This window comes from Streptomyces sp. NPDC102467, from assembly GCF_044765445.1.
Lineage (GTDB): Bacteria > Actinomycetota > Actinomycetes > Streptomycetales > Streptomycetaceae > Streptomyces.
The window spans coordinates 96174-109409 of record NZ_JBIWKA010000003.1; the positions used below are offsets into that span (position 1 = coordinate 96174).

Here is a 13236-nt window from a genome sequence, read left to right on the forward strand (position 1 = left end):
CGGACGACGACCTTGCGGTAGCCACCCAGTCATAGTGCCCCGTGAACGGGCGTACTAGTGCCGATATGGGGGTGCGGGTCGGCTTTCACGTGAGGCGCGGCTCGTACGTCGGTGTGGGCGCAGGGCGCAGGAGGAGGTAGCGTGCGTAGCGCGCCCGCGGCGGTTGTTATCGGCCGCGCGCCTCTCGGCCATCCCGCAGAATGGATGACGTAGGTGCGCCCGGAACGTCGGGCACGGACGTCGACGCGGCCCTCCGGTCCGCTCCGTCCGCGCTCCCGCACACAGGATGGCGCACTCGAGAGACGGCGTAGGAGAGAAGCGATACCTGTGAGCGCAGCGACAACGCGAAGCCGCACCCCTGACCGTCTGTGCGCCGAGGCGGTAGACCTCGCCCGTACGGCGGCCGAGGAGGCTGCCGCGCCCGGTGTGGTCGGCGAGCATGTCGAAATGGTCGTCGAGGGCGACCGCGTCGTCACGCACCTTTTCGAGTGCAAGGAATTCGGCTACCGCGGCTGGCGCTGGGCCGTGACCGTGGCCCGGGCCTCCCGCGCCAAGTACGTCACGCTCGACGAGACGGTCCTGCTGCCGGGCTCCGACGCCCTGCTGGCCCCCGAATGGGTGCCGTGGAGCGAGCGGTTGCGCCCCGGCGACCTGGGACCCGGCGACCTCCTGCCCACCGAGGCCGACGACCTGCGTCTTGAGCCCGGCTACACCGGGGAGGACACGCCGCCGCCGAACTCGCCGCTGTCCGAGGAGATGGCGGAGCTCATCGAGGCGGAGGACGCCGAGATCACGGCGGGGCCCGTGGCCGAGTTGCCCGTCGCCCCGGCCCGCGGCTCGATCGCGGCGGTCGCCGAGGAACTGGGCATGCGCCGTGCGCGGGTGCTCTCGCGGTACGGGCTGCATGTCGCGGCCGACCGTTGGGAGGAGTCCTACGGCGCGAAGACCCCGATGGCGCAGGCGGCCCCCGCGACCTGTGTCTCCTGCGGCTTCCTCCAGGCCGTCGGCGGCTCCCTCGGCCAGGCCTTCGGCGTCTGCGCCAATGAGTTCTCGCCCGCGGACGGGCGTGTGGTGTCCCTGGCGTACGGGTGTGGCGGGCACTCCGAGGCGGCGGTCATGCCGACCCCACCGCGGCCCGCTCCGCCGGTGGTGGACGAGACGCTGGTGGACGCGATGCCGCTCCGCGTGGAGCCGGATGCAGGGTCCGTCGGGGCTGCGCCGGCCGACGGCGCGGACGATCTGGGGCACTCGTAGTCTGCCCGCTGCCGCCCGGTGGGGACTTCTCGCGCAGTTCCCCGCGCCTCTGAGATGCGCACTACGTGCGCCATCTCAGAGGCGCCCCCTGGGGCAGCGGCGAAGCCGCAGGCCCCCAGGGGCGCGGGGAACTGCGCGCTCAGCCCCCACCGGCCCGCAGGCGGAGAACAACCCAGGGGCGCGGGGAACTGCGCGCCCAGCCCGCACCCGGCGACGAACCCGGCGCTGGCCCCGCCCGGCGAAGAACCCGGTACCGCCGAGCGCCGCGATACCGTGCGGGCCGACCCATGACAGCCCCCCAGAGGAGACCCCCGTGAGCGTCAGCAAGATCGTGCGGCCGGCGCCCGAGGGCATGGACCCGTTCGGCACCGCGAGGCTGCGACGCGGCGTGCTGGACGCGTGGGCCGGGAGCGCGGCCCGGTTCCGGGAGGACGCCAACGCCGAAGAGGACCTCGCGCTCGGCGGCTACCGTGACCGGCTCGTCGTCGAGCTGGCCCAGAACGCCGCGGACGCCGCGGCCCGCACGGGAACCGAGGGCCGGCTCGCACTCACCCTGCGGGACGGGGTCCTCGCGGCCGCGAACACCGGGGCCCCGCTGGACGCCACGGGCGTCGAGTCGCTGTCCACGCTGCGGGCGTCCGCCAAGCGGGAGGACACCGAGGCGGCCGTGGGCCGTTTCGGTGTCGGGTTCGCCGCCGTGCTCGCCGTCAGCGACGAGCCCGCCGTCGTCGGGCGTACCGGAGGCGTGCGGTGGTCCCTCGGCGAGGCGCGCCTGGCCGCCGCCGAGGTCGCCCGGCACAGCCCCGCACTCGGCGACGAACTGCGCCGCAGGGACGGACACGTACCGCTGCTTCGGCTGCCGTTCGCGGCCGAGGGGCAGGCCCCCGACACGTACGACACCGTCGTCATCCTGCCGCTGCGGGACCAGGCCGCCGAGGCGCTCGCCGCCCGGCTCCTGGCGGACATCGACGACACGCTGCTGCTCGCCCTGCCGGGCCTCGCGGAGGTCACGGTCACCACCGACGCCGGGACGCGCGTGCTGCGCCGGGGCGCCGAGGACGCGTACACGGTGATCTCGGACGACGCCCGGGTCCCCGCCGAGCTGCGCTGGCGCACCGTCACTCGCACCGGCGCCCTCGCCCCCGAGCTGCTCGCCGACCGGCCCGTCGAGGAGCGCCTGCGCCCCCACTGGTCGGTCACCTGGGCCGTGCCGGTCGACGGCGACGGGGCTCCGCAGCGGCCGGGCAGCGCGCCCGTGCTGTACGCGCCCACCCCGAGCGACGAGGCACTCGGGGTGCCCGCGCTGCTCATCGGCTCGTTCCCGCTCGACACCGCGCGGCGGCATGTCGCGCCGGGCCCGCTCACCGACCATCTCGTGCGGCGTGCCGCCGACGCGTACGCCGAACTGCTCGGCGACTGGCGGCCCGTGGGCACCGGCATCCTCGACCTCGTACCCGGGCCGCTCGGCAAGAGTGAGCTGGACGGGGCGCTGCGGGCCGCGATCCTGGAGCGGCTGCCCCGCACCGCCTTCCTGCCGCCCGCGCTGGCACCCGTCTCCGATGACGATGACGATGACGACGAGCGGCCCGTCTCGCTCAAGCCGCGCGAGGCCGAGGTCGTCGAGGGCGTCGGGGCCGACACCGTGCGCGTCCTCGCCGAGGTGCTGACCGGTCTGCTGCCCGCCGGGCTCGAACGGCGCGCGGAGCTGCGCACGGTGGGCGTCGCGCGTGTCCCGCTGACCGAGGCGATCGACCGGCTCGCCGGCCTGGAGCGGGACCCCGGCTGGTGGCGGCGGCTCTACGACTCCCTCGCCGGGGTCGACCCCGACCGGCTCAGCGGGCTGCCCGTGCCGCTCGCCGGGGGCCGGACCGTCATCGGACCGCGCCAGGTGCTGCTGCCGACGGCCGGCGCGTCGGCGCTGCCCGGCGACGCCCTCGCCCGGCTCGGCCTCAAGGTCGCCCACCCCGACGCCGCCCACCCGCTCCTGGAGAAGCTGGGCGCGCAGCCCGCGACGCCCCACGCGGTCCTGACGACTCCGCAGCTGCGGGCCGCCGTCGCCGCGTCCCTGGACGACGAGCCCGCCTGGGACGACGAAGGCACGCTGAGCGTCGACGAGTTGGCGGATGTCGTCCTCACTCTGGCGCGCGACGCCCACCTCGACACCGGCGACGAACCGTGGCTCGGCGCCCTCGCCCTGCCCGACGAGAACGGTGAACTCGCCCCCGCGTCCGAACTGTTGCTCCCCGACAGTCCTCTCGCTTCCGTCCTGCGTGAGGGCGAGCTGCCGTACGTCGACGAGGAGTTGGCCGAGCGGTGGGGTGAACAGCCCCTCGCGGCCTGCGGGGTGCTCGCCACCTTCGCCCTGGTGCGCGCCACCGATGTCGTCCTGGACCCCGACGAACTCGAGCCGCGTGACGGCGACTTCCCCGAGCCCGATGACCCGGGTCTGCTCGACGCCGTCGACGTCTGGTGCGAGGACGTCCTCGACCGACTCCCCGACACCCCGGTGCCGCCGGTCGCCACCGAGCTGATCGCCGTACGCGATCTCGACCTGGTCGACGAGGACCGCTGGCCGCAGGCGCTCGCCCTGCTGTCGCAGCCGCCGCTGCGCGACGCCCTCACCCAGCCCGTACGCGTCCTGCTGCCCGACGGCACCCATGAGCTGGTCCGCCCGTACACGGCGTGGTGGCTGCGCGGCAATCCGGTCCTGGACGGCCGCCGCCCCGCCGGACTGCGCGCCGAGGGCGGTGACCCGCTCCTCGTCGGCCTGTACGAGGCCGCCGACGCCAGCGGTTTCGACGACGAGCAGGTGCTGCGCACCCTGGGCGTGCGCACCTCCGTCGCCGCGCTGCTCGACGAACCCGGGGGCGCCGCCGAACTCCTGGACCGGCTCGCCGACCCGGACCGGACGGTGGGCGCGGCCCACCTGCACGCCGTCTACGGCCGGCTGGCCGCGCTCGATCCCGAACAGGTCACCCTGCCCGACGAGTTGCGTGCCGTGCGCGACGGAGAGGTGGTCGTGGTCGACGCCGCGGACGCCCTCGTCGCCGACGCCCCCGACCTGATCCCGCTCGCGGGTGGCCGCGCGCTGCTGCCCGTCGCGCCGGCCGGCGCCGCGCACCTCGCGGAGCTCTTCCAAGTGCGCCGCCTGAGCACGGACATCGACGCGGAGGTGAGCGGGGAGGGCGCCGAGCACCCCGTGCCCGACTCCGTCCGTGCCCTCCTCGGGCCCGCGACTCCTGCCTCGTACGTCGAACACGAGGAGCTGTTCGTCGCCGGTACCGAGGTCGACTGGCGCCGCACCCCCGAGGGCACCGTGCACGCGGCGACCCTGGAGGGCGTCGCCGCCGGGCTCGCGTGGGCGGCGGGGCAGTGGCCGCGTCGGTTCGAGGTGGCGGCGCTGCTCGAAGATCCGTCCCGTACGCAGGAGTTGGAGCGGGACCGCTGGTTCGACTAACCGCCCCCGCGGTGAGATGTAGATCACGTGAAGATTATGTGACTGCCGTGCAACCAGTTGCCTGCATCGCTGGTCTATTTCACGAGTCAACAGACTCCTAGACCACTTGGGACCCGCGTGACGGCATCTGCACCGCGGATCCCCTTCTCCACCATGGGGAACACATGCGCATTCGTGCCACCGCGGCCGCCGTGACGATCTCCGGCGCCCTGGCCCTCACCGCCCTCGCCGTCCCGGCCGCGCAGGCGGACGGCCAGGGCAACAAGGCCCTGACCGCCGCCGCCAAGCAGCTGGCCGCCGGTTACCAGGACGGTCACGCCGCTTCGCGCGCCTCCGCGTTCGCCGCGAGCACCGGCTACGACGAGCAGTGGGGCGACACCGTCCTCTCCAACACCACCGTCAACGGCGGCAAGGGCATCGTCCTCGGCACCTCCGCCAAGGCCAACTTCAAGGTGACCTTCACCGCCACCGACCCGGCCGGCATCGACAACACCTCGGGGTACGCGATCGTGTACCACGGCACCGACCTGGACTCCTCCAACACCGGGGCCCTGCCGAACGAGGCCGACGGTGCCACCACCTGCAAGACGGTCAACGCCACCACGTCGACCTGCACGCTCTCCTTCACCGTCGACCCGCGCTCCCTGTGGAACACGGACGCCGGCGGTGGCTGGAAGGTCTACGCGGCCGCGCAGGCCAAGGACGGCGACTACTCGATCCACGAGAAGGCCAGGTCGTTCGCCGCCAAGCGTTACTCGAAGCTCACCACCAACGCCGCCCCCGAGCCGGTCGCGAAGGGCAAGACCATCACGGTCACCGGCCTGCTGTCCCGCGCCAACTGGGACACCGCCAAGTACATGGGCTACACCAAGCAGACGGTGACGCTCCAGTACCGTAAGAAGACGTCCAGCACGTACTCGAACGTCAAGACGGTCACGTCCTCTTCGACGGGCGCGCTGAAGACCACGGTCAAGGCGTCCGCCGACGGCTACTTCCGCTACAAGTTCGCCGGTACCTCCACCACCCCGGCGGCGACCTCCGTGAGCGACTACGTCGACGTCCGCTAGTCGGGAAAGCGGCGGCCGATCCACCTCCACAGGAGTTCCAGGACGGCCGCCGCCACCACCGCCACACCCACCGCCGTCCACGGCATCGTGGTGCCCACCAGCTTCAGCGCGAAGAAGTCCTGCAGCCACGGCACGGCCAGGACGAGCAGGAACGCGAGCGCCATCGCCGCCACCAGACAGACCCGCCACCACGTGTACGGGCGGGCGACGATGGCGAGCACCCACATCGAGATCAGGAACAGCGTCAGCGTCGCCGAACTGGTCTCCGCGCCCAGCGCGCCCGAGCCCGTGTAGAAGTGCCGGGCGATCATGTACATCAAGAAGGTGGCGAGCCCGGCCACGACCCCGCCCGGAATCGCGTACCGCATCACGCGCTTCACGAAGTGTGGTTTCGCGCGCTCCTTGTTGGGCGCGAGCGCCAGGAAGAACGCCGGGACGCCGATCGTCAGGGTCGACAGCAGAGTCAAGTGCCGTGGCAGGAACGGGTATTCGACCTGGCAGCAGACCACGAGCAGCGCCAGGATCACCGAGTAGACGGTCTTGACCAGGAACAGCGTAGCCACGCGCGTGATGTTGCCGATGACGCGCCGGCCCTCGGCGACGACCGAGGGCAGCGTCGCGAACGAGTTGTTCAGCAGCACGATCTGGGCGACCGCGCGCGTGGCCTCCGAGCCCGAGCCCATCGAGACACCGATGTCGGCGTCTTTCAGGGCGAGCACGTCGTTCACGCCGTCGCCGGTCATCGCCACGGTGTGCCCGTGGGACTGGAGGGCCGCGACCATGTCCCGCTTCTGCTGCGGGGTGACCCGGCCGAACACCGTGCCCTCGTCGAGCGCGTCCGCCATCGCCGCCTGCTCCTTGGGCAGGGCACGGGCGTCGACGGTGTGCTCCGCGCCGGCCAGGCCGAGCTTCCCGGCCACCGCCCCGACGGAGACGGCGTTGTCACCGGAGATGACCTTGGCCTTGACGTCCTGCTCGGCGAAGTAGCGCAGCGTGTCAGCGGCGTCGGGGCGCAGGCGCTGCTCCAGGACGACGAGCGCGGCCGGCTCGGCGCCCTCCTGCACCCTCGGGTCCTCCAGGTCCTTGGCCACGCGGGCGAGCAGGAGTACGCGCAGGCCCTGCTCGTTGAGCTCCTCGATGTCGGTGAGGGCCGGGTCGCCGTCGGGCAGCAGCACGTCGGGCGCCCCGAGCAGCCACGCGCTGGTGGTCCCGTCGCCCTCGCTGAAGGCTGCGCCGCTGTACTTGCGGGCCGAGGAGAACGGCAGCGCCTGGCCGCAGCGCCAGCCCGAGCTGTCGGGGTAGGCGTCGATGATGGCCTGGAGCGAGGCGTTGGGCCGCGGGTCGGAGGCGCCGAGCGCGCCGAGCACGGTGCGTACGTACTCCTCGTCGGCGCCGCCGAGGGTGCGCAGCTCGGCGACGTCCATACCGCCCTCGGTGAGCGTGCCCGTCTTGTCGAGGCAGACCGTGTCGACGCGGGCCAGGCCCTCGATGGCGGGCAGCTCCTGCACCAGGCACTGCTTGCGGCCGAGGCGGATGACGCCGATCGCGAAGGCGACGGAGGTGAGCAGGACGAGGCCTTCGGGGACCATCGGGACGATGCCGCCGACGGTGCGGGCGACGGAGTCCTTGAAGTCATGTTCCTTGACGACGAGTTGGCTGATGACCAGGCCGATCGCGGTCGGGATCATCATCCACTGCACGTACTTGAGGATGGTGGAGATGCCGGAGCGCAGCTCGGACTGGACGAGCGTGAACCGGCTGGCCTCTTCGGCGAGTTGGGCCGCGTACGCCTCGCGCCCCACCTTCGTCGCGGTGAACGCGCCGCCGCCCGCGACGACGAACGACCCCGACATGACCGGGTCGCCGGACCGCTTCACGACGGGGTCGGCCTCACCGGTGAGCAGCGACTCGTCGATCTCCAGGCCGTCGGCCTCGGCGCAGTCGCCGTCCACGACGATCTTGTCGCCGGGTCCGATCTCGATCAGGTCGCCGAGCACGATCTCGGAGGTGGAGATCTCGGTGGCGGTCCCGTCGCGCCGGACCGTCGGTCTGGCCTCGCCGATCACGGCAAGCGAGTCCAGGGTCTGTTTCGCGCGCCACTCCTGGATGATGCCGATGCCGGTGTTGGCGATGATCACGAAGCCGAAGAGGCTGTCCTGGATCGGTGCCACGAAGAGCATGATCAGCCAGAGCACGCCGATGATCGCGTTGAACCGGGTGAAGACGTTCGCCCGGATGATCTCGGTGAGCGAGCGTGAACTGCGTACGGGTACGTCGTTGACCTCGCCGCGGTCGACGCGCTCCGCGACCTCGGCGCCGGTGAGCCCCGTCGCCCGCCCCGGGACGGGCACCGGGTGCACCGGATCCAGTTCGGCGCCCGCGTCGATGTGCGTCATGGCATCGACAGTACGGGCGATTTGGGGGGTACGCGCCCCTTAGGGGGTCTTTGCCGCCGCCCGCTTGATCGCCGCGTCGCGGCCTCGGACGTACCAGATGCCGATGAGTCCGAGCCCGGCCCCGGCCAGGCACGTCCATACCCACCAGGTCTGTCCGCGGTCGTCGAACCAGCCGTAGAACGGCAGCTGCACGAGGAAGAGGACGAACCACAGAATCGTGCCGCCGGTGACGGTGGCGACCACAGGACCCTCGAGAGGTTCCGGTGCCTCGCGTTTCGGGGATCCCGTAGAAGACTCAGCCATGTGCACAGCTTACGAGGGATCGGATTCGGTCGGTGCCGCAACCCTGCGTCACCCGTGTGCCGCAAGGGTCTACGCGCGGAGATAGCGAATTCTGGCTCATATGTTCATACTGAAACGGCCTGAGTCTGGCCACTTCTGTTCGTACGAAATGCCAACGGAAACATCGGGGTAACCGATTGGTGATCACGCGAGGACCAGACTCGATCACGTTCCCGCCCGCGGAAGCACCGCTCTCCTGAATACCGCTGAGGTCATCCATGTCCACTTCGGCCACCGCTCCGGTCGACGCCAACGAACAGCCGCCGTCGGCACCGAAGAACGGCCTCGACCGGTACTTCAAGATCTCCGAGCGTGGCTCGACGGTCGGCCGTGAGCTCCGTGGCGGCTTCGCCACGTTCTTCGCCATGGCCTACATCATCGTGCTGAACCCGATCATCCTGGGCAGCGCGAAGGACATGTACGGGCACCAGCTCGACAACGGCCAGCTGGTCACCGCCACCGCGCTGACCGCCGCGTTCACCACACTGCTCATGGGCGTCATCGGCAATGTGCCGATCGCGCTCGCCGCCGGCCTCGGCGTGAACACCGTCGTCGCCCTGCAGCTCGCGCCGCGCATGTCGTGGCCGGACGCGATGGGCATGGTCGTCCTCGCGGGCTTCGTGGTGATGCTGCTCGTCGCCACCGGGCTGCGCGAGCGCGTCATGAACGCCGTACCGCTCGGCCTGCGCAAGGGCATCGCGATCGGTATCGGCCTCTTCATCATGCTGATCGGCCTCGTCGACTCCGGGTTCATCTCCCGCATGCCGGACGCCGCGCAGACCACCGTGCCGCTGCAGCTCGGCGCCGACGGTCACCTCAACGGCTGGCCCGTGCTGATCTTCGTCGTCGGTGTGCTGCTGACCCTGGCGCTCCTCGTCCGCAAGGTGCCGGGCGCGATCCTGATCTCCATCGTCGTGATGACCGTCGCCGCGGTGATCGTGGACGCCGTCGCCAAGGTGCCGTCCTGGGGTCTGACCACCCCGAAGTGGCCCGGCAACCCGGTCTCCACCCCGGACTTCGGGCTGGTCGGCGACGTCAGCCTGTTCGGCGGATTCAGCAAGGTCGGCGTGTTGACCGGCATCCTCTTCGTCTTCACCGTGCTGCTGTCGTGCTTCTTCGACGCCATGGGCACGATCATGGGCATCAGCGACGAGGCGCACCTGACCGACGAGCGCGGTCAGATGCCGGGCATGAACAAGGTCCTGTTCATCGACGGCATCGCCGTCGCCGCCGGCGGTGCCTCGTCGGCCTCCGCCACCACCTGCTTCGTGGAGTCCACGGCCGGTGTCGGCGAAGGTGCCCGTACCGGCTTCGCCAACGTCATCACCGGCGGCCTCTTCGCGGTCGCGCTCTTCCTCACGCCGATCGCCACGATGGTCCCGTCCCAGGCGGCCACTCCGGCGCTGCTCGCGGTCGGATTCCTGATCCTGTCCGGCGGCATCCGGGCCATCGACTGGGGCGACTACACGATCGCGATCCCGGCGTTCGTGACGATGCTGATGATGCCGTTCACGTACTCGATCACCAACGGCATCGGCATGGGCTTCATCACCTTCACCGTGCTGCGCATCGTGGCAGGCCGGGCCAAGGAAGTGCCGGTCGCCATGTACGCGGTCTCGGCGGTCTTCGTCTTCTACTACCTGATGCCGGCACTCGGCCTCACCTGACCGGGCCGTACGGGGCGGCTCAGGCCGCCCCGTAAAACCTCTCCGTCTCCTCGACCGCCGTTTTGAAGCGTTCGTCGAAGTCGTCTCGAACGAGCGTCCGGGCCACGTAGTCCTGGACGCTCATTCCCCTTTTCGCGGCATGCCCCTTGAGCCGGTCGAGCAGCTCACCGTCTATCCGCAGGCTGAGCACTGTCGATCCCATACGGAACAGGGTCCCGGGAGCGCGGCGCCCGGCGTGTCACTTTCTGGAGCCGACTCACTCGTATGGGTGATGTAAGGGTTCGGTGGCGCGAATCACGGGCAGGCCGGGCTTGTCCGGTAGTAGTTAGACACAGTAATGAGTTACGCTAACGAACATGCCGGACCTCTCCCATGGCGATGACGTAGCCGCCGTGAACTCTCTGCGCTCCGCCGTGATGCGCCTGTCGCGTCGGCTCAAGCACCAGCGGGTCGACGAATCGCTGAGCCCCACCGAAATGTCGGTGCTCGGCACCCTCGCGGGATGCGGCTCGGCGACCCCGGGCGCGCTGGCCCGCAAGGAGCATGTGCAGCCGCCGTCGATGACCCGCATCGTCGCTCTCCTGGAAGCCAAGGGACTGGTCAGGCTGGAGCCTCACCCCGAGGACCGCCGGCAGAAGGTCGTCACGTCGACCGAGCGGGCCGAGACCATGCTCGCCGAGTCCCGCCGCAAGCGGAACGCGTGGCTGGCCGACCTCGCCGTCGGACTCGACGAGGACGAGTGGGCCAAGCTGCGCGCCGCCGCCCCCGTACTGGAGAAGCTCGCACAACTTTGAAAGACACTTCCGAACACGACGACCGCCGAGGAGGCGAACCCACTTTGAGTACGGGATCCGGAGCAGACTCCGCCCCCGCACCAACCGCCCACGACACCACCGCCCGCCCCCGCAAGCCCTCGATGTTCGCCAGCCTGAAGGTGCGCAACTACCGCCTCTTCGCGACCGGGGCAGTCGTCTCCAACACCGGCACCTGGATGGCCCGCATCACCCAGGACTGGCTGGTCCTGTCCATCACGGGCTCGTCCACCGCCGTCGGCATCACGACGGCGATGCAGTTCCTGCCGATGCTCCTCTTCGGACTCTACGGCGGCGTGATCGCCGACCGGTTCGCCAAGCGGAGCCTGCTGTTCTGCACGCAGGGCGCGATGAGCCTGTCCGGCCTGTTCCTGGCCGTACTCACCCTCTCCGGCAACGTGCAGGTCTGGCACGTCTACGCCGCCGCGTTCTTCACCGGCCTGGTCACCGTCGTCGACAACCCGACGCGGCAGTCTTTCGTCTCCGAAATGGTCGGCCCTGACCAGGTCCGCAACGCGGTGTCCCTGAACTCCGCGAACTTCCAGTCCGCGCGGCTCATCGGCCCCGCCGTCGCCTCCGCGCTGACCGCGGCCGTAGGACCCGGCTGGGCGTTCCTCGCCAACGGCCTGTCCTTCCTGGCGCCGCTCACCGGCCTGATGCTGATGCGCACGCGCGAGCTGCACGAGATCAAGCGGGCCCCGCGCGGCAAGGGACAGCTGCGGGAGGGACTGCGCTACGTGTCGGTGCACCCCGAGCTGATCTGGCCGATCGTGCTCGTCGGGTTCGTCGGCACATTCGGCTTCAACTTCCCCATCTGGCTGAGCGCGTACGCCGACGACGTGTTCCACGGCGGGGTCGGCCAGTACGGCCTGTTCAACACGTTGATGGCGATCGGCTCGCTGGCCGGCGCACTGCTCGCGGCGCGCCGCCGCTCGACCCGCCTGCGGGTCCTGGTCGGCGCCGCGATCGGCTTCGGCGTCCTGGAGCTCGCGGCCGCGTGGGTGCCGGGTGTCTGGGCGTTCGCCCCGCTCATCGTGCTGCTCGGCATCCTCGGCCTGACGGTCAACGTGACGGCCAACTCCACCGTCCAGATGGGCACCGACCCGGAGATGCGCGGCCGCGTCATGTCCCTGTTCATGATGGTGTTCACCGGCGGTACGCCGCTGGGCGGCCCGCTCTTCGGCTGGATCGCCGACCAGTACGGAGTACGGGTCAGCTTTACGCTCGGCGGCGTGATCTGCGCCGTGGCGGCGGCCGGGGTCGGCCTGATGCTGGCCCGCGCGGCGAACCTGCGCCTCAAGGTCGACCTGCGGCGCGGTGAGCGGCATCTGCAGTTCGTGCCGCGCGAGCCGCAGGAGCTGGCTGCGGTGGCCTAGCGGCGGTGCGGGTGTGGGTGCCTTGGCCCTGGCGCCGTTGCGGGTGCGGGTGCGGGTGCGGGTCGTTCGTGATCCGGCCGGCCGGTGGGGACTTCTCGCGCAGTTCCCCGCGCCCCTGAAATGCGCACTGCGTGCGCCATTTCAGGGGCGCTCTGGGGCAGCGGCGAAGCCGCACGCCCCAGGGGCGCGGGGAACTGCGCGACCGGCCACACCCGTCCGCACCCGCGAGCGAGACTGGCTCCATGAGACTCTTCGCCGCCGTGCTGCCGCCCGCCGAGGCCATCGCCGAACTCGGGGCCCACGTGGACCGGTTGCCGCCCGGTGACGGGCTGCGCTGGACCGGACGGGACGGCTGGCACCTCACGCTCGCGTTCTACGGGGAGGTACCCGAGGAGACCGTCCTCGAGCTGGAGGAGCGGCTGGGGCGGGCCGCGGCGCGCACGGAGGCGTTCGGCCTGGCCCTGCGCGGGGGCGGGCACTTCGGCGACAGGGCGCTGTGGGCCGGAGTGCGCGGCGACGTCGCGGAGCTCAAGCGGCTGGCCGAGCGGGCGGAGGCGGCCGGCCGGAAAGCCGGGCTGCCGGGGGAGCATCGTCGTTACCGGCCACATCTGACGCTGGCGCGCAACAGCCGGACCGATCTCGACCTCGGGCCGTACGCAGCGGCGCTCGACATTTTCGAGGGCACGCCCTGGACCGTGGGCGAGCTGGCGCTCGTGCGCAGCAACCTGCCGGTGTCCGGGGTGCCGGGGGAGCGGCCGCGCTACGAGAAGGTCGCCGCCTGGGAACTTCCGGGCGCGCGTTAGGCTCGGTGCGTGGACCCGAAGACGCGGAACCGGATCATGGCCGGGGTGCTTGTGCTGATGTT

At 71.1% G+C, this 13236-nt stretch carries 10 protein-coding genes; 7 read left to right on the forward strand and 3 right to left on the reverse strand.

Features of this window, described 5'->3' with window-relative positions; all coding sequences use genetic code 11:
• Positions 1 to 327 precede the first annotated feature (327 nt).
• The 3 genes from ACIREE_RS06330 to ACIREE_RS06340 all read left to right on the forward strand — a co-directional run bounded on the left by ACIREE_RS06330 (position 328) and on the right by ACIREE_RS06340 (position 5778).
• On the forward strand, positions 328 to 1254 hold the full coding sequence (locus ACIREE_RS06330; RefSeq protein ID WP_404147095.1) for a DUF3027 domain-containing protein: 927 nt from the start codon (positions 328 to 330) through the stop codon (positions 1252 to 1254).
• Between the two features lie 352 nt (positions 1255 to 1606).
• Positions 1607 to 4711 (forward strand): sacsin N-terminal ATP-binding-like domain-containing protein, encoded by a 3105-nt coding sequence (locus tag ACIREE_RS06335; RefSeq protein ID WP_404148172.1) that lies wholly within the window; start codon positions 1607 to 1609, stop codon positions 4709 to 4711.
• 164 nt (positions 4712 to 4875) lie between these two features.
• Entirely contained in the window at positions 4876 to 5778 is a 903-nt protein-coding gene (locus tag ACIREE_RS06340; protein ID WP_404147098.1) for a calcium-binding protein, read from the forward strand.
• On the opposite strand, the gene ACIREE_RS06345 is transcribed toward ACIREE_RS06340, so the two are convergent.
• Together ACIREE_RS06345 and ACIREE_RS06350 are read right to left on the reverse strand one after the other, a co-directional pair.
• Entirely contained in the window at positions 5775 to 8174 is a 2400-nt protein-coding gene (locus ACIREE_RS06345; RefSeq protein ID WP_404147101.1) for an HAD-IC family P-type ATPase, read from the reverse strand. The two genes, ACIREE_RS06340 and ACIREE_RS06345, sit on opposite strands and share 4 nt — an antisense overlap.
• A 39-nt stretch (positions 8175 to 8213) precedes the next feature.
• Entirely contained in the window at positions 8214 to 8477 is a 264-nt protein-coding gene (locus tag ACIREE_RS06350) for a DUF2530 domain-containing protein (protein WP_404147103.1), read from the reverse strand.
• Between the two features lie 257 nt (positions 8478 to 8734).
• On the opposite strand from ACIREE_RS06350, the gene ACIREE_RS06355 reads away from it, so the two are divergent.
• Positions 8735 to 10183, forward strand: coding sequence for an NCS2 family permease (locus tag ACIREE_RS06355; RefSeq protein WP_404147106.1), 1449 nt, complete (start codon positions 8735 to 8737; stop codon positions 10181 to 10183).
• Between the two features lie 19 nt (positions 10184 to 10202).
• On the opposite strand, the gene ACIREE_RS06360 is transcribed toward ACIREE_RS06355, so the two are convergent.
• A complete protein-coding gene (locus ACIREE_RS06360; protein WP_363192855.1) occupies positions 10203 to 10385 on the reverse strand; it encodes a ribbon-helix-helix protein, CopG family in 183 nt (60 codons plus the stop codon).
• Positions 10386 to 10539: 154 nt separating this feature from the next.
• Here ACIREE_RS06360 and ACIREE_RS06365 point away from each other — a divergent pair, with 154 nt between their 5' ends.
• The 3 genes from ACIREE_RS06365 to thpR all read left to right on the forward strand — a co-directional run bounded on the left by ACIREE_RS06365 (position 10540) and on the right by thpR (position 13174).
• Positions 10540 to 10977: a MarR family winged helix-turn-helix transcriptional regulator gene (locus ACIREE_RS06365; RefSeq protein ID WP_404147109.1), complete on the forward strand. Its 438-nt coding sequence runs from the start codon at positions 10540 to 10542 to the stop codon at positions 10975 to 10977.
• A 44-nt stretch (positions 10978 to 11021) separates the two neighbouring features.
• Positions 11022 to 12371 (forward strand): MFS transporter, encoded by a 1350-nt coding sequence (locus ACIREE_RS06370; protein ID WP_404147112.1) that lies wholly within the window; start codon positions 11022 to 11024, stop codon positions 12369 to 12371.
• A 242-nt stretch (positions 12372 to 12613) separates the two neighbouring features.
• Complete coding sequence (gene thpR / locus ACIREE_RS06375; protein ID WP_404147115.1) at positions 12614 to 13174, forward strand: RNA 2',3'-cyclic phosphodiesterase; 561 nt, start codon at positions 12614 to 12616, stop codon at positions 13172 to 13174.
• Positions 13175 to 13236 lie beyond the last annotated feature (62 nt).

Excerpts from the sequence above, each read along its gene's own strand:
- ACIREE_RS06335 (WP_404148172.1), top strand. The coding sequence starts at position 1,607 with ATGGACCCGTTCGGCACCGCGAGGCTGCGACGCGGCGTGCTGGACGCG.
- ACIREE_RS06340 (WP_404147098.1), top strand. The coding sequence starts at position 4,876 with ATGCGCATTCGTGCCACCGCGGCCGCCGTGACGATCTCCGGCGCCCTG.
- ACIREE_RS06345 (WP_404147101.1), bottom strand. The coding sequence starts at position 8,174 with ATGACGCACATCGACGCGGGCGCCGAACTGGATCCGGTGCACCCGGTG.
- ACIREE_RS06350 (WP_404147103.1), bottom strand. The coding sequence starts at position 8,477 with ATGGCTGAGTCTTCTACGGGATCCCCGAAACGCGAGGCACCGGAACCT.
- ACIREE_RS06355 (WP_404147106.1), top strand. The coding sequence starts at position 8,735 with ATGTCCACTTCGGCCACCGCTCCGGTCGACGCCAACGAACAGCCGCCG.
- ACIREE_RS06360 (WP_363192855.1), bottom strand. The coding sequence starts at position 10,385 with ATGGGATCGACAGTGCTCAGCCTGCGGATAGACGGTGAGCTGCTCGAC.
- ACIREE_RS06365 (WP_404147109.1), top strand. The coding sequence starts at position 10,540 with ATGCCGGACCTCTCCCATGGCGATGACGTAGCCGCCGTGAACTCTCTG.
- thpR (WP_404147115.1), top strand. The coding sequence starts at position 12,614 with ATGAGACTCTTCGCCGCCGTGCTGCCGCCCGCCGAGGCCATCGCCGAA.